21 protein-coding genes are annotated in these 26,335 nt (G+C 56.9%); 13 read left to right on the plus strand and 8 right to left on the minus strand.

From position 1 onward, the window contains the following. Positions 1-116: 116 nt before the first annotated feature. Entirely contained in the window at positions 117-1,220 is a 1,104-nt protein-coding gene (gene mnmH, locus BKP64_RS16810; RefSeq protein WP_070973741.1) for a tRNA 2-selenouridine(34) synthase MnmH, read from the minus strand. A 138-nt stretch (positions 1,221-1,358) separates the two neighbouring features. On the opposite strand from mnmH, the gene BKP64_RS16815 reads away from it, so the two are divergent. Next, the gene (locus BKP64_RS16815) at positions 1,359-2,012 is read left to right on the plus strand and encodes a class I SAM-dependent methyltransferase (protein WP_070972715.1); all 654 of its coding nucleotides are present in this window, start codon (positions 1,359-1,361) and stop codon (positions 2,010-2,012) included. 430 nt (positions 2,013-2,442) lie between these two features. On the opposite strand, the gene BKP64_RS16820 is transcribed toward BKP64_RS16815, so the two are convergent. Further along, on the minus strand, positions 2,443-2,847 hold the full coding sequence (locus BKP64_RS16820; protein ID WP_070972717.1) for a VanZ family protein: 405 nt from the start codon (positions 2,845-2,847) through the stop codon (positions 2,443-2,445). Positions 2,848-2,944: 97 nt separating this feature from the next. Here BKP64_RS16820 and cysZ point away from each other — a divergent pair, with 97 nt between their 5' ends. The 6 genes from cysZ to BKP64_RS16850 all read left to right on the plus strand — a co-directional run bounded on the left by cysZ (position 2,945) and on the right by BKP64_RS16850 (position 11,036). Then, positions 2,945-3,694, plus strand: a complete 750-nt coding sequence (gene cysZ / locus BKP64_RS16825; protein ID WP_070973742.1) for a sulfate transporter CysZ — start codon at positions 2,945-2,947, stop codon at positions 3,692-3,694. A gap of 17 nt (positions 3,695-3,711) precedes the next feature. Continuing rightward, positions 3,712-6,573: an RNA polymerase-associated protein RapA gene (rapA, locus tag BKP64_RS16830; protein ID WP_070973743.1), complete on the plus strand. Its 2,862-nt coding sequence runs from the start codon at positions 3,712-3,714 to the stop codon at positions 6,571-6,573. Between the two features lie 130 nt (positions 6,574-6,703). Next, positions 6,704-9,154: an acyl-CoA dehydrogenase gene (locus BKP64_RS16835; protein ID WP_070972719.1), complete on the plus strand. Its 2,451-nt coding sequence runs from the start codon at positions 6,704-6,706 to the stop codon at positions 9,152-9,154. A 166-nt stretch (positions 9,155-9,320) separates the two neighbouring features. After that, entirely contained in the window at positions 9,321-9,701 is a 381-nt protein-coding gene (crcB, locus tag BKP64_RS16840; protein WP_070972721.1) for a fluoride efflux transporter CrcB, read from the plus strand. 260 nt (positions 9,702-9,961) lie between these two features. Continuing rightward, the gene (locus tag BKP64_RS16845) at positions 9,962-10,168 is read left to right on the plus strand and encodes a cold-shock protein (protein ID WP_008172950.1); all 207 of its coding nucleotides are present in this window, start codon (positions 9,962-9,964) and stop codon (positions 10,166-10,168) included. A 172-nt stretch (positions 10,169-10,340) separates the two neighbouring features. Continuing rightward, a complete protein-coding gene (locus tag BKP64_RS16850; RefSeq protein WP_070972723.1) occupies positions 10,341-11,036 on the plus strand; it encodes a lysophospholipid acyltransferase family protein in 696 nt (231 codons plus the stop codon). A 60-nt stretch (positions 11,037-11,096) separates the two neighbouring features. Here BKP64_RS16850 and BKP64_RS16855 read toward each other — a convergent pair whose 3' ends face one another. Then, the gene (locus BKP64_RS16855) at positions 11,097-11,900 is read right to left on the minus strand and encodes a dienelactone hydrolase family protein (RefSeq protein ID WP_070972725.1); all 804 of its coding nucleotides are present in this window, start codon (positions 11,898-11,900) and stop codon (positions 11,097-11,099) included. Between the two features lie 155 nt (positions 11,901-12,055). Here BKP64_RS16855 and ald point away from each other — a divergent pair, with 155 nt between their 5' ends. The 3 genes from ald to BKP64_RS16870 all read left to right on the plus strand — a co-directional run bounded on the left by ald (position 12,056) and on the right by BKP64_RS16870 (position 14,560). Continuing rightward, positions 12,056-13,174, plus strand: a complete 1,119-nt coding sequence (gene ald, locus BKP64_RS16860) for an alanine dehydrogenase (protein WP_070972727.1) — start codon at positions 12,056-12,058, stop codon at positions 13,172-13,174. A 23-nt stretch (positions 13,175-13,197) separates the two neighbouring features. Beyond that, positions 13,198-13,770, plus strand: a complete 573-nt coding sequence (locus BKP64_RS16865; protein ID WP_070972729.1) for a glutathione S-transferase family protein — start codon at positions 13,198-13,200, stop codon at positions 13,768-13,770. Positions 13,771-13,948: 178 nt separating this feature from the next. Then, the gene (locus BKP64_RS16870; protein ID WP_070972731.1) at positions 13,949-14,560 is read left to right on the plus strand and encodes a Yip1 family protein; all 612 of its coding nucleotides are present in this window, start codon (positions 13,949-13,951) and stop codon (positions 14,558-14,560) included. Between the two features lie 86 nt (positions 14,561-14,646). On the opposite strand, the gene BKP64_RS16875 is transcribed toward BKP64_RS16870, so the two are convergent. Then, positions 14,647-17,064 (minus strand): phosphoketolase family protein, encoded by a 2,418-nt coding sequence (locus tag BKP64_RS16875; protein ID WP_070972733.1) that lies wholly within the window; start codon positions 17,062-17,064, stop codon positions 14,647-14,649. A 199-nt stretch (positions 17,065-17,263) separates the two neighbouring features. Here BKP64_RS16875 and ilvD point away from each other — a divergent pair, with 199 nt between their 5' ends. Further along, positions 17,264-18,940, plus strand: a complete 1,677-nt coding sequence (ilvD, locus tag BKP64_RS16880; protein ID WP_070972735.1) for a dihydroxy-acid dehydratase — start codon at positions 17,264-17,266, stop codon at positions 18,938-18,940. 11 nt (positions 18,941-18,951) lie between these two features. On the opposite strand, the gene BKP64_RS16885 is transcribed toward ilvD, so the two are convergent. Continuing rightward, entirely contained in the window at positions 18,952-21,546 is a 2,595-nt protein-coding gene (locus tag BKP64_RS16885) for an EAL domain-containing protein (protein ID WP_070972737.1), read from the minus strand. A gap of 225 nt (positions 21,547-21,771) precedes the next feature. Here BKP64_RS16885 and pbpG point away from each other — a divergent pair, with 225 nt between their 5' ends. Next, complete coding sequence (gene pbpG / locus BKP64_RS16890; RefSeq protein ID WP_070972739.1) at positions 21,772-22,716, plus strand: D-alanyl-D-alanine endopeptidase; 945 nt, start codon at positions 21,772-21,774, stop codon at positions 22,714-22,716. Between the two features lie 21 nt (positions 22,717-22,737). Continuing rightward, complete coding sequence (locus tag BKP64_RS16895) at positions 22,738-23,217, plus strand: asparaginase domain-containing protein (RefSeq protein WP_070972742.1); 480 nt, start codon at positions 22,738-22,740, stop codon at positions 23,215-23,217. Positions 23,218-23,226: 9 nt separating this feature from the next. Here BKP64_RS16895 and BKP64_RS16900 read toward each other — a convergent pair whose 3' ends face one another. From BKP64_RS16900 to BKP64_RS16910, 3 genes are read right to left on the minus strand one after another with little or no spacing between them, the layout of a single operon-like run. After that, a complete protein-coding gene (locus tag BKP64_RS16900; protein ID WP_070972744.1) occupies positions 23,227-23,913 on the minus strand; it encodes a pseudouridine synthase in 687 nt (228 codons plus the stop codon). Then, complete coding sequence (locus BKP64_RS16905; RefSeq protein WP_070972746.1) at positions 23,913-24,941, minus strand: metal-dependent hydrolase; 1,029 nt, start codon at positions 24,939-24,941, stop codon at positions 23,913-23,915. Before BKP64_RS16905 ends, BKP64_RS16900 begins: the two co-directional genes overlap by 1 nt. A 6-nt stretch (positions 24,942-24,947) precedes the next feature. After that, positions 24,948-26,123, minus strand: a complete 1,176-nt coding sequence (locus BKP64_RS16910; protein WP_418287598.1) for a lytic murein transglycosylase — start codon at positions 26,121-26,123, stop codon at positions 24,948-24,950. Between the last annotated feature and the right edge of the window lie 212 nt (positions 26,124-26,335).

Consider the following 26,335-nt stretch of genomic DNA (forward strand, 5'->3'; position numbering starts at 1 on the left):
CGGGTAGGTAACAGGTGTGTGGGCAAAACCTGAGTGCAACCGGCTTCGCCTAAGGGTTTTATAGCAGACAAATGTTCCGGGCGCGCGACATCCTCAGTAGCCAGGTCGCTGCGTTCTTACGCTGTCAGGGCTTTACCGGACCAGTCGAGGAGTATGTCCGGGCCTCCGCGCTCAAGAATGGGCCCCTGTTTTTGACTGAGTTGGTAATCGTACATCGGGTCGTAGTAGTCGCTGAGCAAGGACTGGATCCAGGCGTCGTGGCCGCTGACATCGCCCCTGCGCTCCTGGTGCTCCAATGCCTGTTCCATCAAGGCACGCAATTGTTTATGCCGTTCGCCACCCAGCCGTTTTCGAATTCGGTCCAGGGCACTGAGAAGGTAGTCGCGAAAGTTCAGCCAGCCCGCCTCTTCGCCATCACGTTTCATATAGTCCGCAACCATGCCTTCGACATAGTCTTCGCGAATAATGGCAATTCTCTGTTCCATCGGCTGCTCAAGAATCATCAACGGTGCTTCTGACATTCGCTCCCGAAGACGCTCTGGCAAGACGCAACGCCCGACCAGCCGGCTCTCGTCCTCAAGGTACACGGGCCCGCTTTGCAGGTGGCGCGCCTTGAGCATGGCAACGGAAAGACGATTTTCGAAGTCGATCTGTGTGGGTTGGGGCGTCACCTGCCGACCAAAACTGGAGCCCCGGTGATTGGCCAGGCCTTCAAGGTCGATGGGATTCGGCAGTTGCTGAAGCACCCTGGTTTTTCCCGTTCCGGTCCGGCCGCTGAGAATCCGGAATTCGCTGCTTTCAATCAGCTGCTCGAGATGATCGATCAGAAACCGTCTCAGCGCCTTGTAACCACCCGTTACCAGCGGGTAATCAATGCCGGAATCCCGGATCCACTGCTGGGTAAGTCGTGACCGAAGGCCGCCCCGAAAACAAAAAAGATACCCCTCAGGGTATTGTGAAACGAAGCGTTTCCAGGCCTCAATGCGCTGAGCCTTGATGTCGCCACGAACCAGCTGGTGCCCAAGTTCAATGGCTTTGTCCTGGCCTTTTTCCTTGTAGCAGATTCCCACACGGTGGCGCTCCTCATCATTCATCAGCGGAGCATTCTGGGCGCAGGGGAAGCTGCCCCTGGAAAACTCCACGGGTGCCCGGACATCCATCAGGGGAATGTCATTGAGGAAAAGGGAAAGGTAATCGTCGGTGTCGGGTCTGCGTGCCATTTCAGCGTTCAGCCGGTTGCCAAAGTGAGGCCGCAGTATAGCGGAAATGGGGCTTTTCTGCTTGCTGGGCACTGCTTGCTGGCGGCAGCATGACTACAATGTGGTCTTTCGGGAATACACGTTGAGTCAGGAGTTGCGATGTCACCGGAACGTCTTAACGCGCACTTGCGTAAAACGCTCAGCCGAGGGCGGGTTGAAGCCTCCCGGCCTTCAGGCTGCCCGCGGTTGGCGCTCTATCTGTTCGACCCTTCGGTACTCGAAGGCCCCCTGAGTCATGAGGAGGCCCAGTCGGTGGTAGCGGCACCCGCATACTGGTCGTTTTGCTGGGCCAGTGGTCAGGTGCTGGCAAACTGGATTCTGGACAATCCGGAGTGGGTAGCGGGTAAAACCGTGCTGGACTTTGGTTCCGGGTCCGGCATCGTGGCGATTGCGGCGGCAAGGGCAGGCGCCCGCGAAGTAATCGCCTGCGACATTGATCCGGGCGCGCTGGATGCGGTTCTGGCCAACGCGACCTTGAACGGTGAGTCGGTTACGTTGTGCAGTGACTGGCATGAACGCCCCGAAGGAATTGATGTCATCACTGCGGCAGATGTCTTGTACGATCCGGAAAACCGGCCGTTTCTAGGAGTGTTTCAGAAGGTGGCAGCAAGGGTGTTGCTGGCGGACTCAAGAGTCCGGGATCTGGGTGATGACGCATATAGAAAGTACGCCGAGATTGAGGCGAGGACCTGGCCCGACCTGAATGAGTTTGAGGAATTTAACCGGGTGAGGATTTATGTGGCCGAGGCATGAGAGCACCTTCGAAAGGGCAAAAATAAAGGGCGACCCTTAGGTCACCCTTTGTCGAAACAGGTCGGCGCATCCTTGCGCATTGGGCAACAGCCATGTTGCGAGATCCCTGAGCCACTCCCTGGTGCCGGCTTCCGAGCCAGCGTTCCGCATATTATCCTTTAAGCGAGGCGTCCCTGTGTCCCTGCCTCTCCCTGCATTCCATGCCGGGGTGCATCCAGTGCGTCTTCCAGTTCCCTGCCATCCTTGATGTGATCACTATATCAACCCGGGTCTTACAAACGTGTGAACTGAGCCGTCCTCATTTGAAAGATGAGCCGGGGCCTTTAATATTAACTTATAAAAATCAGTTGTTTGAGTGTTTATTTGGGCTGTGGGTCGTCGTTGCGTACGTGATCTCACTGCAGGATCGCACGCGCCTGTAGGAAATATCTCACATGGATTCCGGCGAATTTCTCAAGTCCGGTTTGCCCAGGTTGCGCAGCCCCGGCCAAGGCAGGATTCCGATCACGATGCCGACACCATCGGCCGCCAGGTCTGCCATCGAGAAATCCCGATAAGGGAGTGTGGCCTGAACGCCTTCAATGGCAAAACCGAATGCCAGCAGCAGTGGCGCATACTGCCAGGCTTTTGCCTCCGGCCAGGACAGGCGGGTCAGCAGTGTCAGTTCGAGAAACGCAATCAGGTGGTTGATCTTGTCACTTGGTGAGGACGGGATCGGGTAGGGATTGTCCGTGGTCGCCAGAAACACGATGGCAGCCAGAGAGATGAGAAGGGCTGTGCGCCAGAGCGGCCTGAAATGAAGCAGGTTCAGTGCACGATGTTTCAGTGTTGCCATGGGGAGTTTCCGTAAGTGCTCTCGGGCTGTGGGAACGTTTCCAACATGATATGCTTTGCGCCCCGTCAATGTCATCGGAGCGGAGGGCCTGCCGGTAATGCTCAAGGGAAATTTTTTTCGTGGACTTGGCTATCTGGGAGAGGGGTTCCAGCTGATCAGACAGCCCGGCCTGAGGCTTTTCGTCGTCATTCCGTTGGTCATCAACGTCTTGTTGTTCGGGCTTCTTTTCTACTTCCTTGCTGACCTTTTCTCCGAGCTGATCACCACTGCGATGAACTGGCTGCCAGACTGGTCCTGGCTCCAGTCTCTTGACTGGCTGTTCTGGATTCTCTATGGCGGTGTCATTCTGCTCATGCTTGCCTATGGCTTTGTGATTGTGGCCAACCTGATTGGCTCGCCTTTCTATGGCTACCTGGCTGAGCTGACCGAAAAGCATCTCACGGGTCAGGAGGTAAGTACCGACGACAGCTGGAGCGCCATTATCAAGGATATTCCCCGTGCTCTCTGGCGCGAGGTTCAAAAAATTGTCTATTACCTGCCGCGGGCGATTGGCTTGTTCGTCATTGGTCTCATTCCTGTGGTGAATCTGGTGGCGGCAGTGCTGTGGTTTCTGTTCAACAGCTGGATGATGGCTCTGCAATATGTGGATTACCCGGCGGATAATCATAAAGTCAGCTTCCGGGCTCTGCGTAGCCTGCTGGGAGAAACGCGTTTGTCCGCGTTTGGCTTTGGGCTCCCTGTGGCGCTTGCGGCCATGGTGCCGATCCTGAATCTAGTTGTGGTGCCCGCAGCGGTATGTGGTGCAACCGCTTATTGGGTGCGTGAAAACGGCGCTACCCGGAAATAAATTTGTCTGGAGGTTTCTTGGATACATCGGATTTTGTTATTGGTCAGCGTTGGGTCAGCCACAGTGATACGGCCCTCGGCCTGGGTATCGTTACCGATATCTCGGGGCGCCGGGTAACCCTGGGCTTTCCTGCCGCTGACGAAGAGCGCACCTATGCCATCGATAACGCGCCGCTCTCCCGCATCATCTATCAGATTGGTGAGGAAATCGAAACATTCGACGGGCAGAAGTATGTGGTGCGTGCGGTAGAAGACATCGGTGGTGTGCTGATGTACCACGCAGATGACGCCGAGAACATCCACCAGATTTCCGAGGTGAAGCTAAGCAGTTCGGTAAATTTCTCCGCGCCTCAACAACGCCTGTTTGCCGGCCAGTTTGATCGCAATGGCGCCTTTAGACTGAGGGTGGCAACGTTACAGAACATGGACAGGCTCCGAGCCTCGCCAGCCCAGGGCCTGATAGGGGCCCGGACCCAGCATTTGCCACATCAAATCTACATTGCGCAGGAAGTTGCCAGGCGGCATGCTCCCCGAGTTTTGCTGGCGGATGAAGTCGGACTGGGGAAAACCATTGAGGCCGGTCTGATCCTGCACTACCAATTGCATACCGGCAGGGCTAAACGAGCGCTGATTGTGGTGCCGGACTCCTTGATCCATCAGTGGCTTGTGGAAATGCTACGCCGTTTCAACCTGCGTTTTTCCATCATTGATCAGGGCCGCTATGACGCGCTGAAAGAGGATGAAAGCGATGTCGATGCGCTGGTAAATCACATCTTTGGTGACGACAACGCGGTTAACCCGTTTGAGACAGAACAGTTGGTGCTCTGCAGTCTGGATTTCTTCACTCGGAGCAGTCAGGCCCGCAAGGATGCCCTTGCCGCAGGCTGGGATCTGATGATCGTGGATGAAGCGCACCACCTGGCATGGAGCCCGGAAGAGGTCAGCACTGAATACCGGATCGTTGAGGAGCTGTCGGCGGCGAGTCGCGGCCTGTTGTTGCTGACGGCAACCCCTGAGCAGGTGGGTGTGGCGAGTCACTTTGCCCGTCTCAGGCTTCTGGACCCGGCGCGCTTTCATGACCTGGAAGCGTTCCGCGAGGAGGAGAAACAATACGAAGCCATCAATAACGTCGTGCGGCGTCTGCAGAATGAACCGGAAGAGATCACCGGGGATGACCGCAAAGCACTTCAGGTGTGGCTGGGTGATGAGCTTGACCAGTTGTTGGCCGGCGATAACCCGTATCAGGCCGTCATTGATGCCTTGCTGGACCGCCACGGCACTGGTCGTGTGCTTTTTCGCAACACCCGTGCCGCCATTCAGGGCTTTCCGGAACGCCGGCCTCAACCCGAACCTATGCCTGCTCCCGGTATATACGAAGGCCACGCCTGGGGACTTGCGGGCCTGTCACCGGAGCAGTCCGTGCCTGAAGAGCAATGGCTGGCGGAGGATCCCCGTGTCGCCTGGCTGGAAAAGAAACTTGTCAGCCTGCGCCCGGCCAAGGTGGTGGTGATCTGCGCCCGTGCCGAGACGGCTATGGCCATGGAGCATTACCTCCAGCTTCGCGCTGGTATCCGCAGTGCCGCGTTCCACGAACACCTGAGCCTCGTCGAGCGCGATCGCGCGGCGGCCTATTTTGCCGACAGCGAGCAGGGTGCCCAGGCACTGATCTGTTCGGAAATCGGCAGTGAAGGCCGTAATTTCCAATTCGCCCACCATCTGGTGCTTTTCGATTTGCCGGCAAACCCGGATCTGCTGGAGCAACGTATTGGCCGGCTTGATCGCATTGGGCAGACAGATATTATCGATATTCACGTTCCTTACCTCCAGGATACCGCTCAGGAGGTCCAGTACCGCTGGTTCCAGGAAGGCCTGAACGCATTTGCAGAGAGCTGTGCTGTCGGCGTTGCTGTGCAGGAGACAGTGCAGGATCAGTGGCAGCAGTCCATTGATGGAGATGGCTCGGCGGTTGGCCGGTTGCTGTCCGCTTCAGCGAAAGAGGCAGGGCGCCTGCGCACTTTGCTTCAGAATGGGCGCGACGCGCTGATTGAACTGAACTCCTGTCGACGGGATGTGGCCGACCAGCTGATTACCGAGATAGAAGGCGAGGAAAGTTCTGCTCAGGTCCGGGACTACATGATTGAAGCTTTCGACATTCTGGGCGTGGATGTAGAGGATCACGGCGAACACTCCGATGTGCTGCGGCCTGGTGAACACTACCATGCCGGCCACGTTGCCGAGTTGCCCGAGGATGGCGTGACCGTTACCTGGAGTCGCCAGCAGGCCCTGGAGCGGGAAGATCTTGCCTTCATGAGCTGGGAACACCCGATGGTAACCGGGGTGATGGATTCGGTCACCAGCTCCGGTCTTGGCAAAGCGGCTCTGGCCAGTCTGTCGGTGAAAGCTTTGCCGCCGGGGACTCTTTTGATGGAGGCTCTGTTCACCGTTCATTGTCCGGCACCGGACTCGCTTCAGCTCACCCGTTATCTGCCAGTATCTCCGTTGCGTCTGTTAGTGGACGTAAATGGTAAGGACCTGTCTGCTGCCTTGCCCCACGACCGTCTTAACGACATGAGCTCCAATATCCGCCGCCGCACGGCACAGGCTATTGTGCCCCAGATAAGACCCCAGGTTGAGACCATGGTGGATCACGTCGAACGACTATCTGAGCCTCACCTGGAACCCATGAAGAAACTGGCGCTGGAACGGCTTGACGCGACGCTCAGCCCCGAGATTCGCCGGCTGGAAGCGCTTCAGAAGGTGAACCCGGTCATTCGCGACGAGGAAATTGACTATTTTCGGCGCCAGCTGGCAGCAGCGAGGGAGGCGATAGGTCAGGCCAGTCTGGCACTGGAAGGAATCCGGGTGATTGTGACGGCATGACCGGATTTGTGATCGCTGCAGCCGCCGGATTGTGAAACCCTGGCTGTTCAGCTTTCATCCGATACGCTACCGTAAACGTAACGAATTGTAGTCTTTAATATTCCCGAACCATGGATGACAGAGAGAACCGATGATGACTTTCATTTTGTTTGTAGTAGCGCTGGCTGGCCTGCTGATGGTCATGCGACGTGAGTCTGGCGCCATGCCGGCCATCGTTGTGATGGCGGTGGTTGGTCTGCTGGCCTTGATTTTTGCGTCGGGCTGGTTGGCCCTGCTTCTTTTTGCCGGTGCCGCCGCAACTGCCGTCGCCGGTCTGCCGGGATTCCGCCAGAGCTGGTTGACGCCCCGAATTTTCAGCACCTTCAAGAAAGTGGCTCCGAAAGTATCCGAGACCGAGAAGGTTGCCCTTGAAGCCGGCACCGTCGGTTGGGACGGCGAACTTTTTACCGGTCAGCCCGATTGGCATAAGCTCCTGATTAACCGCAACACGGGTTTGAACGAGGAAGAACAGGCGTTCGTCGACAACCAGTGCACCCAGGCCATTTCCATGTGCAATGCCTGGGATCTGGCTGTAGAGCGCGCTGACCTGCCTGAGGAGCTTTGGGACTTCCTGAAGAAAGAGAAGTTTTTCGGCATGATCATCCCGAAAGAGTACGGTGGTCTCGACTTTTCTGCCAAGGCCCAGACTGCGGTGCTGCAAAAGCTCGCGGCGAATGAAATGCTGATGGTTTCGGTAGGTGTCCCGAATTCCCTCGGCCCGGGCGAGTTGCTGGTCAAATACGGCACAGACGAGCAGAAGAATCATTACCTGCCACGGCTCGCCGATGGCCGGGAAATACCGTGTTTCGGTCTGACCGGCCCCCGTGCCGGATCGGACGCCACCTCGCTGCCGGACACCGGCATTGTCTGTAAGCGCAAGATCGACGGCAAGGAAGTTCTGGGTCTTGAGCTCAACTTTGAAAAGCGCTGGATCACCCTGGCTCCGATTGCCACCGTGGTCGGCCTGGCATTCCGTATGTTCGACCCTGACGGGCTGTTGGGCGAAGAGAAAGATTATGGCATCACCTGTGCCCTGATCCCCCGGGACACGAAGGGCATGGAAATCGGTCGCCGTCACTGCCCCATTGGCACCCCATTCCTGAATGGCCCGATCAAGGGCAAGGATGTGTTCATTCCGCTGGACTACATCATTGGTGGGCAGGAAATGGCAGGGCAGGGCTGGCGCATGCTGGTGGAATGCCTCTCGGTTGGGCGCTGCATTACCCTGCCTTCCGGCGCCGCCGGGGCTGCCGCCTATGCGGTCGGTACTGCCGGTGGCTTCACCCGTGTTCGTCGCCAGTTCAATACGCCGGTGGCGGATATGGAGGGTGTGCAGGAGCCTTTGGCCCGCATTGCAGGCAAGACCTACATTGCCCAGTCGGCAGTCAATCACACCGCCAATATGATCGACCGGGGTGAAAAGCCGGCCGTGCCCTCGGCCATACTCAAATACCATCTGACCGAGTTCCAGCGCGGTGTGCTCACCGACGCCATGGATGTGCATGGCGGCAAGACGGTTACCCTCGGCCCACGTAACTATCTGGGTATTGGCTTCAGCGGAGCCGCGGTGTCCATCACGGTGGAGGGTGCCAACATCATGACCCGCAGCCTGATGATCTTCGGCCAGGGTGCGATTCGCTGCCATCCCTATGTGCTGAAGGAGCTTGCGGCGAAGGATAATGACGACATCAAGGCCTTTGACGAAGCCTTCTTCGGGCACGCGGGCCTGATCTTCGGCAATGCTGCCCGCGCCTTCACTCAGGCCTTGGGCCTGGGCCGCGCCGATGTCCCCTTCGATAGCGCCAGCCGCCGGTACGCCCAGGCGGTGGCCCGCTTCAGTGCTGCCTTTGGCCTGTGTTCAGATGCCGCCATGACGACACTGGGCAGTGAGCTGAAGATGCGGGAGCTGGTGTCCGCGCGGCTCGGCGATATGCTCTCCAACCTTTACCTTGCATCGATGGTGCTGAAAAACTGGCACGAAGGGCAGCCTGTGGAGGGCGAAAAAGAGGTGATGGAGTACAGTCTTGGACTGTTGTTGAACCGCACCGAAAACGCCCTGGATGAATTCCTTCAGAACCTCCCGAACCGCGTTGTAGCCGTAGCATTGAGGGCGATCACCATGCCGCTGGGTCGTCGTTGGGGCGCGCCCCATGACGACCTGTCCCGGAAGCTGGCCCGAGCCATCTCTACTGACACGCCGATCCGCAACAAGTTGCTTGCAGGGGTGTGGACAACAGATGGCGAAGGCACGGTGGAGAACCCGTTGGCGCGCTACAATGGTCTGTTGAAAGATTACGACAAGGCCGAACAGCTTTACCGCAAGGTTACCAAGGCGTACGCCAAGGGTGAGCTGCCGATGACCGCCCTGCACCCGGAAGAGCGTTTCGAGGCGGCTCTGGAAGCGGGTGTTTACACCAAGGAAGAGGCGGACTTTATGCGGCAATATGAGACCGTGGTGCTGGAAATTCTCACGGTGGACGATTTCCCGTTTGATGAGTTTGCCCGCAACAAGGATACGGTAATCGATCACAACCCGGCCTGATGAGTCCGGGTTTGTGCAGTTGAGAAAGGGGGCATCAATCGGTGCCCTCTTTTTTTGTATCTGGTTATGAATCCTTAACTTGAAAGATGATTGTCGGCATACTCAACGAACCAAAGCCAGCCGCGCGCATGCGGCCAGATTTAACGGAAGAGGAGCGTCAAACCGGATGTGGCTTTCAGTATTGGCAGTAAGCGCAGGAGCTGTTGTAGGCGCCAATCTGAGGTGGGCGTTGGGCCTCTGGCTCAACAGCAGCTATCACGCGGTTCCTTTTGGCACACTGCTGGCAAACCTTTCCGGAGGATGGCTGATTGGCCTGCTTATTGGCTATTTCAGCCACGGCAGCGCCCTGGCGCCGGAGTGGCGCCTGTTTGCCATAACCGGCCTCTGTGGTGCGTTGACTACCTTCTCCACCTTTTCGCTGGAGATGTTTGCCGCCATCCAGGAAGGTAAGTGGGCCATGGCGATCACCGGCATCCTGGCCCATGTTATAGGCTCACTGCTGATGACCGCTCTGGGGATTTACACCTTTGGACTAGTGCGCGGGTGATTTGTTTTCCGGCCCCGGCCAGGTCGGTGACACTACCTATACAAATTCTTTCAAATCCACTTGGCAATCCTGAAATTCAGTAGTAGAGTTCAAGACGTAGGAAAGATTCAGTAAAGCATTTCATGAATAAGACGTACCTCCGCAGTTAGTAGTGACCGTCCTGTTTTTGATTCCGCGAGTTCTGTATTTCCGTAAACGCTGACCTGCACCATGAAGGTGTGAGGCGGCAGATTAAATGATTGATTTCAGGAAGTTTAAGTATGTCTACTACTACCGGTACTGTTAAGTTCTTCAACGAAGCAAAAGGCTTCGGCTTTATCACTCGTGAAGGCGGCCCGGACGTATTCGTTCACTACAGCGCTATTCAGGGAAGCGGTTTCAAGACTCTGGCCGAAGGTCAGCAAGTCGAGTTCACCGTTACCCAGGGCCAGAAAGGTCCTCAGGCGGAAAACGTTGTTGCTCTTTAATCCCTGATGGATTAAGCGATAACCGCCAAAAAGGCAGCTTCGGCTGCCTTTTTTTATGCCTGAACCAGAGACGCGGCGCCCCAATATGCCTTTGTGGTTCTTGCCTCGCTGTGTAATCTTAAGCACCCTGTTGCTCATTTAACCGGATGTTGAGACTGGCAGGGATCTGTTCATGCTAAAAACCTTCAAGGCCTTCTGGGTTCTGTTCTGGGCCGCTCTGCTTACATTAATTCTGTTTCTGCCCATTGTGATTGCTGCGTTGATCGGGAAGCGGGGTGACGCTGCCTTTCAAGGAACCCAGGTCTTTGCCTGGGTCATCCTGAAAATGTGCGGAATCCGCTTGAGAGTCAGTGGTAGGGAAAATATCCGCCCGGGACAACGTTACGTCATACTCAGTAATCATGCCTCCTATCTCGACCCCCCTGCCCTGGTGCTGGCCCTGGGGCTGCAGTATCGTTGGGTGATCAAGCAGGAAGTGCGCAAGGTGCCCCTGTTTGGTCTGGCTCTCGAAACATCCCGTAACCTGTTTATTGATCGCTCCCGAGGAAGTGATGCCCTCGAGAGCATCAAGCGAGGCGTCGGTCAGCTACCGGATGGAACGGGTATCCTCTTGTTTCCAGAGGGCACACGGTCATGGGACGGCACATTACTGCCGTTTAAAAAAGGGGGGTTCGTGATTGCCAGGGATGGCCGGTTGCCGATTTTGCCCGTTACCATCCGGGGGTCTCACGATCGTTTGGCCAAGGGGCATGCAGCCTTCACCAGTGGCGATATTGAACTCATCATCCATCCGCCGGTGGAGACCGCTGGCAAATCCGTTGAAGCCCTGATGACAGAGGTGCGTGACACCATCGCTTCAGGCCTCTAGCTCTAGTCTGGCCAGATAATTGCCCGGGTTTCGGGCCGGGGCAATTATCTGGCTGACGGGTTATTTCGCGAAGATCTCTTCATAGAAGCGCAAGGTTCCCTGCCACGCGCGGTTGGCTGCCTCCTCATTGTAGGCAACAGGCATCCCGTACTCTGCCGCAAACCGATCGGCGCCGGGGTTGGTGAAGGAATGCATGACGCCCGGGAAGGTAACCAGCGTCAGGTCCACCTGCGCATCCTGCATTTCTTTTACCAGATCTGCGACCTGATCGGATGGCACCATTTTGTCGGCACCGCCTGTGTACACCTGGATCCGCGCCCTGACTTTGCCAGGCTCGGCTGTTAGCGGGCTCCCGAGAGCGCCGTGGTAACTCACCACGCCATCGAGCTCTACGCCCAACCGGGCCATGTTCAATACAACGGCGCCCCCGAAGCAATAGCCCTGAGCCGCGATGTGACTGTCGTCCACGGTTTTGTGGTTTTGCAGCAGTTCCATGGCTTTCATGAACCGGGCCTTTACCTGGTCAATGTTTTTGGTGGCTTCCTGCATGAACTTCTGCGCTGTGTCGGGGTGGTCGGCGACTTTGCCGGAACCATACATGTCCAGCGCGAAGGCGGTGTAGCCGGCGGCTGCCAGTTTTTCCGCCTGATCGCGGGCAAATTCGTTATGCCCCCACCATTCGTGGACAACGAGAACCCCTGGCCGCTTGCCTTCGCGTTCATCATCCCAAGCCATATAGCCCGTATAGTCCTGGTCGCCAATCTTGTACTCTATGGTTTCGGTTCGCATTTCTGCCTGCACCTGTGCGATTGCCAGAGAAAGAGAGAGCGCTGCTATCACAGAAGCTGTTTTCAATATCTTCATGGTGGATCCTCCTCCTTGTGGTTAGGTTTGGTTCTGTTCGGGCTGTAAGGCCCGTAACCGGTAAACCGATGCCTTCAATTGCGTCCTCCGGCCTTGAACCTTTTTACTACACTTCAGGGATGAACTCACGAACCGTAACAAGCATTGGAGGTTCCATGAAAATTGGTGTGCCCAGAGAAATCAAGAATAGGGAGTACCGGGTTGGCATGACGCCGGCCGCAGTACATGAACTGTGCAGTCACGGGCACCAGGTATTCGTGGAGACGAACGCAGGTTCTGCCATCGGTTTTTCCGACAACGACTACAGTCAGGCTGGTGCACAGATTCTGGAGAGCCCCCGGGCGGTGTTCGGTGCTGCAGAAATGATCGTTAAGGTCAAGGAACCCCAGCCGGCCGAACGGGCCATGCTAACGCCGGACCATACCCTGTTTACTTATCTTCACCTGGCACCGGACAAGGTGCAGACCGATGATTTGGTGACATCCGGGGCAACCTGCATTGCCTATGAGACGGTTACTGACCGGCGGGGTCATTTACCGTTATTGGCGCCGATGTCTGAGGTGGCGGGCCGGATGTCGATACAGGCAGGAGCCCATTGTCTCGAAAAGTCCGCGGGTGGTCGTGGTGTACTTTTGGGGGGCGTGCCTGGTGTCAGCCCTGCCCGGGTCACTGTGGTGGGCGGGGGTGTGGTCGGGCAGAATGCGGTTGCCATGGCCATCGGAATGGGCGCGCAGGTGACAGTGCTGGATCGGGATATGGAGGTATTGCGCAATCTGGACCATCTCTATGGCAACCGGATAAGTACACTGTTCTCCACGGTACGAACACTTGAAGAGGCGATCATTGAATCCGACCTGGTCATCGGCAGCGTATTGATACCCGGAGCGTCGGCGCCCAAGCTGATCACCCGGAACATGATTCGGCGAATGCCCGAGGGCAGTGTGATCGTGGATGTGGCGATTGACCAGGGTGGGTGCACTGAGACGTCAAAACCGACTACCCATGACGACCCCACGTATATCGTGGACGGTGTGGTACATTATTGCGTCGCCAATATGCCCGGTGCTGTGGCGAGAACGTCCACCCTGGCACTTAATAACGTGACGCTGCCGTTCGTTGCGGCACTTGCCAACAAGGGGCCAGTCCAGGCTATGCGGGAAGACCCTCACCTGATGGCCGGGCTGAACGTATTTGGCGGTAAAGTGACCTATAAAGAAGTGGCGGAAGCCACCGGGCACCCATACACTGATCCTGAATCCCTGCTGGGATTGTGAGCCGTGAAAACCTCGGAGATACCATGAAACTGATCGGATCCACCACGTCACCCTATGTTCGGCGTGTTCGCATTTTGCTGGATGAAGAACCTTATGAGTTCGTTGACCTGAATATTTACGGTGAAGGCCGGGACGAACTCAGACGGAATAACCCGACACTCAAAATTCCGGTTCTGGAGGACGATGGGCAGGAGATTTACGACTCCAGAATTATCGCCCGTTACCTCAGCGCAAAACAGGGGAGCGATCCTCTAACCTGGGACCAGCAGAACCAACTGACCATGATTGACGGTGCCAATGATTCCGCTGTCACCATGCTGCTGTCGGAGAAGTCAGGGATCGACACAAGTCAGGACCTGATGTTCTACAACCTTCAGCGAGAGCGAATCATGACCACGCTGCGAACACTCGCGGCTATGGTTGATGAGGGTCAATTTGAAATCTGGAATTACCCCGCGATCTGCCTGTATTGCCTGGTGGATTGGCTCGAATTCCGTGACCTGGTGGACTGGGCCGGTATAGAGAGTTTGCTTTCGTTCCGCGACAGCCGTAAGGATCAGCCTTGGGTTGCCGAGACGGACCCTCGTCAGTCCTGATCGCTTGAGGTCGGCCTCGGGCCGGCCTCCGTGTCTGTCTGGCAGCACAAAAAGTCGTCAATTCCCTTTCCTCTTCATCGTTCTTGACTATAGTTAAGAATAGGAACGGTTGCTGATCCGGCTTGGTTCGGAGCCCGTATCCAATAACTCCAACAACAGCGAAGGAAGGGGGTCATCCATGCTCCTGTCACATGCTTTTGGTCTCTTCACCCATCCTGATGAAGAGTGGGCTTCCATACGTAAAGAACATGAAACTCCTCGTCGAGTCTACGTCACCTATGTGGTGATTCTTGCGGCGATAGGACCAATTTGCGCCTACATTTCGACCGCCTATTTTGGTTGGACCGTAGGCAACGAACGGCTGATCAAGCTGACGGAAATCAGTGCCTTGCAGTTGAGCTTGCTGACATACCTGGCAATGCTCGTGGGTGTGTTTGCACTTGGTTATGCGATCAACTGGATGGCAAGAACCTATGGCGCGAGGGAAGAGCACGTTCCATCCAATGGGATTGCGCTGGCAGCATACTCCTGCACACCGATGTTTCTCGCCGGCTTTGCGCTCCTCTACCCGGTGCCCTGGTTCAATGCCATTATTTTCCTTGTTGCCGCGTGCTACGGCGCCTGGTTGATGTACGACGGTCTGCCAATTGTCATGGGGATTGAGAAGGAGCGGGCGGTTATGTACGCCGGGGCACTGCTGACAGTCGCTCTGGTGATACTGGTATCCACCCGGGTAGGTTCGGTCATTATCTGGAATCTCGGTGTTGGCCCGGTCTTCGTGAGTGGCTAAACCGTCGGGATGATCGCTGGCGCAGTGAATCGGTAGGTTCGAAGCTGTGTTGGGTAATCGCTCTTCGAGATCGGCGAGGTCTGACCCTAGGTCAGCCCGCGGGTGATTACTGACGGGTCACCGCGTCCTTCCACAGCGGCCAGCTCTGCACTGGAAAGCCATTCCCCGGGCGGTCTGTCCATGACGCTCGCGCAGGCCGCCAGGGCGTGCCCCCAAGAGCACCGGTTGGCAAACAGCATGCCGGCCTCATTCAAGGTACCGCCGCGATTAGTGTATCCGAGTACCCTCGCCCGCGAAGGATCCGGAAACAGGGGGTACATATGGCCCCGAAAAACCTCCGGGCGCATGTGGGTCAGGGCAACCCGCCGATGAATACGGTGGGGGAACAGGCGCTCGCGTTCAAATTCGGACAGGCAGGTCGCCGCTTCGGCGGCATCTCTCGGCTGCCGGAATCTTCCCGGTTCCTGAACGTAAACCAGCCGGAAGGGCGTGCCGGTATCCCGTAGCCGCTCACAGGCCCGAATCGCCTCGGATAACTGATAGGCGCCATTGGCGATGAGCATAAGGGGCTCTCCCTCGGAGGTGTCCTCGTCAACCACCAGAGCCCCGTGACGGGCGAGGACCCGGGCCTCCTCGGAGTCAAAGACACAGGGCCGCTCCCGTTTCGGAATGACCATGCAGGTGATTTTGCCCCGGGCCGTGTATACATCGGGAAGTGCCGCCAGAGTGCTGTTGTAATCGGCTGGAAACAGCACCCGGGCAACGTCGTTCATTTCCCCCAGAAGACTCTCGCAAAACGTGGTGTCCTGATGGGACTGCTCGTTTTTTCCGTTTTCCCAGGTATGAGACGTGGCAATAATGGGAAAACCCAACCAGCGGGCAGGGCGATCCACCTCCTTCTGTTGACGGGCAAAAATCAGCTCCTGACGCACGGCGCCAAGCATTTTGACGCAGAAGGCCTCATAGCTGGCTACAAGGTTGAGCCCTGCCTTGTTTGCCAGGCAGGCGGAGACCACTGCCTCCTCATTGAGGGCCGTAATCACTTTGCCCTGAACCGATTCCAGATCATTTTCCGGGTCGAGCACCCGGTGTTTGAGATCGGAAAGGACACCGCCAAGTCGGTTACTTGCCAGTTCATCCGGATTACCTACTCGTGCGCGCAGATGCTGGTTTTCGGCCACCAGGGCGCGGAAGAAATCATCAACCGCACGCATTGGTGAGGTGCGGTCACTGTTCGCAGGAAGCCGGGGAATGACCGGGTCGGGAGGGTTACGCCTGGCAAGTGGGTGATCCCGTTCCAGTGTCCGTCCCTGAATGGCATGCTCATTCAGGCTGTCTGTGCACTGTCTGAGTTCAGCTGGGTCGACCCACAACCGGGCTGAATGATCATGAAAGAGTTCCCTGGCCCGGGTATCTATCCGGGGATTGCCGGGCAAAGGGAGGTTATGGGCCGCGTTGGTGCCGGCGCCATAGAAGCCAAAACCTTTGACGGTTTCAGCAATGCCATAGGGAATACGCACGGGGTAGTCGCTTTCTCCCCGGAAGGCCCGGTCTGCGTTATATTTGAGGGTCTGCTCCATTTCGAACAGGGCGCAGACAAAGGCCGCCGGATCCCGACCGTCAAAGCGATAAGGGTCAAAGCCCCGTTCTGCCAGGTGCGACTCGAAACGCTCGAGTCCCGCCCGCGTTCCCAGTTCGGTTCGTTGGTCAATTCGACGGCCGTTGGCGATCATTACCGGTAGAACGAGACCGCAATCGTCGGCTCTCCACCACCTGGGTATCCAGTCACTGCCGCGTTGTTCCTCGGCGGCCCCGTCGGAGAGGAAAGTGACCAGGCACTCTCCCGGCAGGGGCATATGGGCGTACTGGAGTTCGGCGAAGCCCAGGTAGCCACCTTCGAGGATGCCTCCGGCAGTATGCGCATTGATATGGCTGCCAAGCGGTGCGCTCACGGAGCCGTCGGGCTTTTGGCGGTAGCTGTAAAAGTCAGAGGCCAAACGGGATAAGCCCTCAGGTGCCACGTAGCGTTTTTGTTGTTCCGGGTGCAGGTTGCCCGTGAGAACGTTTATGGCATCTACGGCGGCAACACAATGCCCCTGGCCCATCAGCCAGCTACGAGTGCGGCCTGTCAGGTTATTGAGTGCCAGATATGCAGCGTAGCCAGGCACCATGTTGAGTGCGCCACCGGTATGACCCTCGGGATTGGCTTTGAAGTCCTGGGGCGTCAGGGCCTTACCGCTCGTATCCACCCGGTTTGTGTAGGTCATGTGTACGACCAGCCAGAGTCCGGCACTGGTCAGTCTGTCCAGTGCCGCCAGCTTGCGAAAAACCGTCGACGTGTCCGGCTGCAAGCCGGCTTTGACGAGTCGCTCGGCAAGGCTCTCTGCATGAAAACAGGTGGATTCGGAATGCTGGATAACGCCATAGCCCTTCCGCCAGAGTGCGAACTCGGGACAGGTCGTTGCGGCGCTGGTTGCCGCTTCGGTTTGGGTTGGCGATGGCATGGTCCGCCTCCATGGCTCTAATATGAAAGATGATTGTAAAAGGTGTGAATAGACTCACTATTGATGCAGGTCAGTCGGGACTGCATCTTGTTGGGTCATTTAGGCAAGGCCATCGTTGTGGAATGCCCAGAATAGCGTTGCTGACCTGCGTTGATTCTGCCAGCCTGAGGGTTCCAGAAACTCGTATAAGGAGCCCGCGATGACTGAGGACAAACGCCGCCGTTATTCATCACAGGTAGTTGATGGCATCGGAAAATCGGCCAGTCGTGCGATGTTGAGAGCTGTTGGCTTCACCGATGATGACTTTCGCAAGCCACAGGTAGGCATCGCTTCCACCTGGAGTAACCTGACGCCGTGCAATATGCACATCAATCGGCTTGCCGAAGAATCGGCTGCGGGCGCCGACGAGGCGGGAGGTAAGTCACTAATATTTAATACGATTACAGTGTCCGATGGTATCGCCAACGGCACCGAAGGCATGAAGTATTCCCTGGTATCCCGGGAAGTGATAGCGGATTCCATAGAGACGGTGGCCGGGTGCGAAGGGTTCGACGGACTTGTAGCCATTGGTGGCTGCGACAAGAATATGCCCGGGTGCATGATGGGGCTGGCGCGGCTGAACCGGCCATCGGTGTTTGTTTACGGTGGCACCATTATGCCTGGTGAGAATCATACGGATATCATTTCCGTCTTTGAGGCTGTTGGAGCTCATGCGCAGGGTAATCTGGATCTGATCGAGGTTAAACAGATTGAAGAAACCGCGATCCCGGGCGCCGGTTCGTGTGGGGGGATGTACACAGCCAACACCATGGCGTCGGCCATTGAGGCCATGGGAATGAGCTTGCCGGGAAGTTCGGCTCAGAATGCTGTGTCTGCCACCAAGGCTGAAGATTGCCGAGCGGCTGGTGCCGCTGTCCTGAACCTTCTTGAACGGGACATCAAGCCGTCTGACATTATGACCCGGGAAGCGTTCGAGAATGCGATTACGGTGGTCATTGCACTGGGTGGCTCCACCAATGCGGTGCTGCACCTACTGGCCATGGCGAGTACCGTGGGTGTTGAGTTGTCCCTTGAGGACTTTGTTGTCATCGGTAAACGGGTCCCCGTGCTGGCGGATTTGCGCCCCAGCGGTCATTACATGATGTCGGAACTGGTGGCAATTGGTGGTATTCAGCCACTGATCAAAATGTTGCTAGACCGGGGGCTGCTTCATGGTGGCTGCCTGACCGTTACCGGGCAGACCCTGGCAGAGAATCTCGCCGACGTGTCGCCCTATCCGGAAGGCCAGGACATCATTCATGCTTTTGATAATCCCATCAAAGCGGACAGTCACCTGCGCATTCTATACGGCAACCTGGCTCCCACAGGTGCCGTCGCCAAGATCACGGGCAAGGAGGGGACGCACTTTACCGGCCGTGCGCGGGTGTTCCATTCGGAAGAGGAGGCACAGGCCAGGATCCTGGACGGTTCAGTCGTGGCTGGTGATGTGCTGGTTATCCGCTATGAGGGACCTCGAGGTGGGCCTGGTATGCGGGAAATGCTAAGCCCGACCTCAGCCATCATGGGAAGGGGACTTGGAAGCGACGTTGCCCTGATTACCGACGGTCGCTTTTCCGGGGGCAGTCATGGTTTTGTGGTCGGCCATATCACACCTGAAGCCGTCGAGGGCGGCCCTATCGCCCTGGTTGAAGAAGGTGACACCATAACCATTGATGCGGTCAGCAACCGGATCGAGCTGGAAGTTTCGGGGCCAGAACTTGAGCGCCGACGCGAGAACTGGCGTGCGCCTGAGCCGCGGGTTAGCAGGGGAGTACTGGCGAAATACGCGCGTACGGTTGGATCTGCCTCGGAGGGTGCAGTCACAGACCTGCCCTGAGCGGTGCAGGGCTAGGTCACCAGTTTTTCGGGTCGTCCCCAGTAATAGCCCTGGCCGTGGAGGCCGGGGAATTGCAGGAGCCAGGCCGCGACAGCTTCATCTTCCACGCCTTCCACTACCACATCCAGATCCAGTGCCTCACCTAGGTCCAGTGCGGCGCGGAATATCCGCTGCGGTACCGGGTAATGGAGAATGCCCTTGAGAAAACTTCGGTCGATTTTCAGTTCGTCGAGCTCGAACGTGGCCAGGGTTGCCAGGGATGAGTGACCTGTTCCGAAGTCATCCAGGGCAATCCTGAAACCCGTTTGGCTCAATGTCCGGATCATTTTTCGCGCTGCACTGGCGTCGGCCATCATGGCTGTTTCGGTTATTTCAAGAATCAGGTCGGAAGGTTCCATGCCGTGGCGACGGGTAATCGACTCCACTTCCTCATTAAAAACCGGGTGGGACAGGTCCTTTGCAGAGATGTTCACCGCGACGGCAATACCGTCACCGTAAACGGACCGTAAATCGTGATGGTCGCGACAGGCGCGGTCAATGACCCATAGGGTGACAGGATGGATCATGCCGACTTGCTCGGCGAGAGGGATCCAGTTATCCGGTGGTACGGTACCGAATTCAGGGTGTTGCCAGCGGATCAGGGCTTCCATGGAGCTGACACGGGCGTCCCGGATGTTTACCTTGGGTTGGTATTCCAGCCAAATGTCACCGTTGCGTAATGCCTCCTCAATATCCAGCATCAGCATTTGCTGCTGATACTGCCACTCAGCAACGGCTGGATCGTAAACGGTTAGCGGCTGGCGGCTATCCAGTGAGGCGAAGCCGGCGGATGACAGAATTCCTGATGCGTCTTCACCATGTTCCGGGGCATGGGCAATGCCCACCGATGGACTCCAGGAGAACGAAAACCGCCCCTCCCGGTAATGTTCGTCCAGCCAGGCCATGAGCTCCTGCAGTAATTCCGTGTCCGAACCTGGACTGTCGCTGCGATGAAACGCGAACGCGTGATTGCTGATATCTATGCTGGCAAGCGCATAGCCGTTAATCATGACCAGGCGCTCGCCCAGGATCCGTTTCAGAAAGCTGTTGAGCTGCCTGAGGTAATTCTTGAGCAGATCCTCCGCCGTTCGATAGCCCAGAGCCTGCTCAATTTCGTTAAAGCGTACCAGTTGGATCAAACCAACGGTGTAGGGGTGTTGCCGGCTATCCAGGGCGTCCAGCGACTCCTCCAGCATAGCGCGATTGGGTTTTCCCGTGACGCTATGGGTTTTGAGCAGGCGGTCATAGTCCTGCTCAATGACGGTTCGCAGTTGTTGTTCCTGCCGGGCGCGGCTGTCGGAGCTCATCCGTTTCTTGCGTTCCTCAAGCATCTGCCGCCCCACGCCGCTGGTCAGGATCAATGAGGCCGCCGCAGCACCCAGGAAAAAGGCGGAATCAGTCAGGCTGTTCACCGGAACCCAGCCGATGGTCCTGAGTGCGGATATTAATGAGCCAAGTAGAATAGCGAGAATGGAAAACGCAAAATAGCGGGCAGAAGCGTGGCTTTGGAACTTCCTCATTACCAGGCCCAGTATCACCGCGCCTCCAGTCATTGCCAGTAGCAGGAAGGAACCCTGCCCCAGCAGAGGCGCGTTAATCGGTATTGCCAGCAGATAAAGGAAAGCGAGAGCACTGATGACGTTGAGCGCCCGCCTTGAGGTTTTCGATACGACAATGAAATGAGGTGTGAACTGGCACAGGGCGATCAGGCATAGGGGCAGGCAGGTGTTCAGAAGCGCGTTCATAGCGGGCTGGTTTGGCCACAGGAACCAGAGTCCGAACCCCTCCATGACCAACTGAGTGTATATTATGCTCAGCAACAGTACGCTCAGCCAGGCGAGCCCGGGACGTCTGAATTTCAGCATGATGCTAAGGTTAAACAACAAGGCAAAAGCCAGAAGGCCGGTGATGAACGCTTTCCAGACCAGGGTTTCCGCGCTGTTGCTGATAACGGCTTCTGGTTCGAGAATGGCAATCGGAAGCAGGCTGGGGCCCGCATTCTGAACCTCGAACAGCAGTGTGTGGGTGCCCGGAGGCAGGGTGACAGGCCAGATCCACTGGGGGAGTTCAATCAGTCGGTTACTGAATGGATACAGATCCCCCATCTCGGCTAATCGCTCGAAAAAACCGTTGTCCTTGAGGATGGCTGGCCTGATTCGATCAAGGTAGGGAGCGGATATCACCGCCCATTTTTTTACTGATCTGGTGCCGGGATTTTCCACCGTCACCCGGAAAGTGACAGGGCCATCCAGATAGCCAATGCCGGAATGTTGTGAAGGCGCGGGTTGCCAGCGTTGCTTTTGCCAGAGTTTCTTTTCGAGCACTTGCTCCAGGGGGGCAATCAGGTATTCCGTTCTGAGTTTCAGGGACGTCCCGGAGACTGTTGGCGATATGACCTCAAACGATGAAGGGGACAGGAGCCCCTCGGGCAGTTGCAGAGAGGCGGTGATCAGCCCATAGCCGAGGGAGACGAACAAGAGCAGGAAAGGAGTGCATCCCCGCAGATTCCACAGTCCTGAGCGTTTCGGCGGCCACGAATGGCCTGTCTGTTTTATGCTTGAGTCCATTCGAGACAAAATCCATGCCGCGGTGATGGCCGCCAAAGCGGATGATTACAGTCTGATAACAATTTGAAAATATATGTAACACAATGATTTTTCGAGTATTTTACTGCATTTTAATGTTTTTTGCATTTCGTGTTTAAGTGAGGGTATGACATTTTTGACCTGATCAACTCCCGCATTCGCTGGTATAGTGGTTCCGGTGTCAGATAGGTAACAGGATCCGGACAAATGAGAATGCTTGGCCCCGTGTCGTTGGTGACTTTTTTTCTTCTGTTTTTGCCCGCGGCACTCACCGCCCACCAGAAAACGTCCAGTACCGAACAGCCGGTTTCCCAGCAGGGGCCGAGCCTTGCCTCTGTGAATGCTGCGGTAGCGCGGATGGGTGACGATGAACTGGTCTTTGGCAAGAACGCCGATCGTTCGGTGCCCATTGCATCCATTACCAAGCTGATGACCGCCCTGGTGGTAATGGATTCCGGTGAATCTCTTGATGAGTGGCTGACCTTTCAAAAACGCCACACGCCTGCCGCTGCTAACGCCTATACCCGGATCCGTGTTAATTCCAGGATGCGCCGGGCCGATGTCCTCAGGATTGCCCTGATGTCGTCGGAAAACTTTGCTGCTTATACCCTGGCTCGCAGTCATCCCGGCGGTTTTGATGCTTTTATCGATGCGATGAATGCCAAGGCAGAGGAGCTGGGCATGACCGGCACCCACTATGTTGATCCCACGGGCCTCTCTGCAGAGAATCGCTCCACTGCAGCCGATCTGGTCAAGCTGGTGAATGCCGCTGCCCAACATCCTGAAATCCGTGAATACTCCACAACCGAGTATTTCCGGGCCCACTTCCGTAAGCCCCGCTACAGCTTGTCGTTCGGCAATACCAATGCCCTGGTACACAGGAAAAGCTGGGGCGTGGGTCTGAGCAAAACGGGTTATCTGTCGGAAGCCGGTCGTTGCCTTGTGATGATTTCTGAGATGAACGGCAAGCCGGTTATTACCGTTTTACTTGATTCCATGGGAACCCGTTCTCCCATGGGGGATGCGGGCCGTATTCGCCGCTGGCTGGATACGGGTGCCAGTGGCAAAGTGGCAAAAGCCGCTCGCCGCTATGAGCGGGAAAAAAACGCGGCCTATGCGGCGGCAAAGAACAGTAGCGTCAGTGTGAACTGACCCGGAAGGGAAGCAGCCGTCATGATCCAGATATTTACCACCGGTGGCACCATCGATAAGGTCTATCACGACGCCAACAGCGAGTTTGAGATTGGCCATTCGCTCTTGCCTGAGCTGTTGTCGGAGTCCAACATCCACGAAGGCTACCGTTTCCGTGAGCTGATGCGTAAGGATAGCCTGGAAATAGACGATGCAGACCGCCATGTGATTCTGCAGGCAGCGGAAGCCTGCGATTGCGAGCGCATCGTGATCACCCATGGCACCGATACCATGGCCGATACGGCATCCGTCCTGTCCTCCCTGAAAGACAAGGTCATCGTCCTCACAGGCGCGATGCAGCCGGCCCGAATGCGACGCACCGATGCGGTATTCAATATAGGCTTTGCCTGGGCTTCAGTGCAGCTGCTTCCACCTGGCGTGTACCTCGCCATGAATGGAGAAGTATTTGAGGCCGGGGCTGTCCGGAAGAACCTCAAGGCCCAGCGTTTTGAGCGGATCTGACCTTCAGCTCTAAAGGCCGATTTCGTCCGTTGTGAGCTCGCGGTAATCGCCGGGTCCGAGAGCCGGGTCCAGGGTTATCCTGCCAATGCGATCGCGGTGCAGGGCCTTTACGTTATTCCCTACAGCAGCCATCATGCGTTTCACTTGGTGGTACCTGCCTTCTGATATCGTCAGCTCTATCAGTCGGTCTTCCAGTACGTTTACCTGCGCCGGTTTGGTCGGTATCACATCGTTTTTCAGGACCACCCCATGTTCCAGTTCCCGGATTGCAGACTCGTCCAGGGGGGCGCTCAGGGTTACCCGGTAAGTTTTTGGGCAGTTTACCCGTGGTGATGTGATCCGATGCGACCATTGGCCGTCCGTGGTCAGCAGCAATAATCCTGTTGTATCTGCGTCCAGCCGCCCGGCTATGTGGAGGTTTCGGGCTATGGCCGGGGGGAGCAGGTCCAGCGCCGTCGGGTGGTCACTGTCCCGGGTTGCGCTGACCACCCCCACGGGTTTGTTCATCATCAGATAGCGCTCTTCCGGGAGCGTGCAGACTTCCCCGTCCAGAGTGACTGTGTTGCTGTCCAGGATCTTTTTGTTGGCGGATTTGCAGGGGGCGCCGTCGACGCATACCCGGCCTCCGCCGATGGCCCGTTTGGCATCCTTGCGGGAGAGTTCGGTGCTGGTGGAGATAAACTGATCCAGCCGCATCAGCAGCGCTGTCCCGGAGCAGGTATAGTCAGGCCAGCCAGGCAAAGCACCGGGGTTTCACCGGTTAGTCGCGTCCACAAGCGTGTGAGTGCTTCGGGATTAATCGGCGGCCTTGCCTCTCGAACACTGACCAGGGGCTGAAACCTGTCGCCATTTTCCGCTGCAATCACAAAGGTAAAAGGGTGTGCGCCCGGAATGCCCAGTCGGATATCCGTGGCGGTTATCTGGTCACCGGATCGATCGTAAGACAGAAATCCACGGGTGAACCACTCCAGCCGCTGGGCCTCGGGAAAACTGGAGACGGCGTCGGCGAGCTCCGGGCGGCGCGGGAAATATTCCAGGTTCAAGGGAATATCACCATCAAAAAATCCCGTCACAATTTCCACATGATGGTTGTCTGTAAGCGCCGTTGCCCGCCAGAGTATGGTATTGAATGGCATGGGCTGAATCAGGATTTTCGGGTTTTCGAGCCCCGCATTTGCAAGGGCCGGACGAATCCGGTCGGTCATGACCTGTTGAGCGAATAACGTCCAGACCAGGTACAGGCTTGAAACCAGTAATCCGGCCGAAAGAGCAGTCGTTGCCGGCGGACGAATCAGAAAGGCAATGCATCCTGCCAGCAACGGAAGAGTGTAGAGTGGATCAATGATAAAAATGTTGCTGATGGCCACCGGCGGTCCAAAAGGCCAGAACAGTTGCGTGCCATAGGTGGTGAATGAGTCCAGTATCGGGTGGGTGAGTAGAACCAGTCCGGTCAGTGCCAGCCATCGAGCGTAACCGGGTTGGGGCTTCCAGCGCCACAGTGCCCATGCGAGGAGTGCCGCGAGTGGGGCCAGGATGAGCAGGGAGTGGCTGAAACCCCGGTGCTGGGTGAAGTTGGCAACCGCAGAGCCGTAATCGATCATTACATCCAGATCTGGCAGGGTGCCGAGTACGGCGCCGGTAGCCAATGCAGATCGCCCCAGAGTCTTGCCAGCGACCGCTCCGGCCAGAGTGGCGCCAAGGGCTATCTGAGTAATGGAATCCATGATGCGCTACCGGGTTGTCGAAATATTCAGCTTTTTCAGCACTTCTTCGCCGGGGTAGCCGTCAGCAACAAGACCGGAGGACGCCTGAAAGTGCCGTATCGCCGAGCGCGTGCCAGGTCCCATGATGCCGTCGGGCCGGCCGCTGTCGTATCCACGCCGGTTTAGTGCTTCCTGAAGGCTGATTATGGAGGCTCTGGACAGGGCAGGAACATCCTCTGGTGGCGGGTTCTGTAACGTGCCGGCGCCCGCCACCCTGTCAGCCAGATGTCCCACAGCAATGGCATAGAATTCGGAGCGGTTCCAGCCCATGATGACCTTGAAGTTATGGTAGGCCAGGAAGGCAGGGCCCTGATGGCCAGCCGGCACCACCAGCGCGGCTTCGATGGGCTCTTCGGCGAGGGCATGACCAAAGGCGTCGGTGATCCCCAGTTCGTGCCACTGTTTTAACGGCAGGCGTCGGCCATCTGCCAGCGAATAGTCAAAATTTCCGGGTAACAACACCTCTCGGCCCCAACGGTAGTTGCCATCCCACCCCATCGATTCAAGGAATTTTCCGGCTGACATCATCGCGTCCGGCAGGCTGTTCCACAGATCCCGTCGGCCATCACCGTCGGCATCCACGGCATGCTTCAGGAAGACCGTCGGCATGAACTGGACATGGCCCATGGCGCCTGCCCAGGACCCTTCCATCTGGTCGACCGGGATGGCGCCCTCGTCAATGATGCGAAGGGCTGCGATGAGTTGCTCGGTAAAGAACGTGCGCCTGCGATCATCGCAGGCCAGGGTCGTCAGGGTACTCGGAACGGCCATCTTTCCGAAATAACTGCCAAAGTTGGTCTCGAGGCCCCAGAAGGCAACCAGGTAAGGCGCTGGTACACCCGTCTCCCTGGTAACCCTTGCCAGTAATGGCTGGTGTTCTTCCAGCAGTTTTCGGCCTTTGGTCACTCGGTCATCATTTACCCGCCGATTGAGATAGTCGGCAAAGGTAGTGGTGAATTCCGGCTGACGACGGTCAAGCTCAATCACCCTGTCCAGGTGCTCCGCCTGTGCCATGACATCCGTAGCTGTCGTCCGGCTGACTCCGGCGGCGATGGCCTTTTCCTGAAGACGTAGCTTGCATTCGGCGAAACCGCTATCCGTTGAGGTTGTAGTGTTTTCCTGGCCCAGGACGGGGACTGCCAGGGTGGTCAAAAGGCCGGTAAGCGAAAGGCGAAAAAATACGCTCCGGCCGGGCAGAATCCTTGCAAAAATGTTCAGCACGCAAAACCTCGGTCAGGGTAACGGGGTGTGGATATACCGGACCTCCATGGTAGCGCGTTTTGGAACGTCAGAAATACCACCCGGGGTCCTTCCGAGTGACAATTGTTTAACCTCGCAGTTCCCTTCTGTCGCTT

This window comes from Marinobacter salinus (assembly GCF_001854125.1).
Classification (GTDB): Bacteria; Pseudomonadota; Gammaproteobacteria; order Pseudomonadales; family Oleiphilaceae; genus Marinobacter; species Marinobacter salinus.